The following is a 308-nucleotide window of genomic DNA, read 5'->3' as shown; positions in this document are numbered from 1 at the left end:
TGTTGGCACTGGATCTGCTCGGCAACAAGTCGCTATTCGCCTCGCGGCAGGGCCTACTGGATTTCGCCCAGATCTGTGATGTGACACGTCCAGAGGAGGTGATTTCCGGGCAACTTCAGGCACTGGAGCAAGTACTGGCGCGTTCGGTTGAGCTGAACGAGCAGGCGCCGGAGGTCATCGCTGCGGTCAGACGATGCGCTGAGCCGTTTATGAAAACCTTTGGGTAGCAAGCCGTTGGGCTTCGTGTCGCGACCTTTGGCAACTGCAATTCCAACAGACAGATGAATGCACGAATGTTCTAGACTCAC

Annotated in this window: 1 pseudogene; it reads left to right on the top strand. The window is 56.2% G+C overall.

From position 1 onward, the window contains the following. Positions 1–227, top strand: a pseudogene (locus ALO43_RS26295) (type II toxin-antitoxin system HipA family toxin); the annotation flags it as partial. Positions 228–308: the final 81 nt, after the last annotated feature.

This window comes from Pseudomonas tremae, assembly GCF_001401155.1.
In the GTDB taxonomy this organism is placed as follows: Bacteria; Pseudomonadota; Gammaproteobacteria; order Pseudomonadales; family Pseudomonadaceae; genus Aquipseudomonas; species Aquipseudomonas tremae.
The sequence above is the reverse complement of the archived record's forward strand: the minus strand, read 5'-3'. Positions and strand labels throughout refer to the sequence as shown.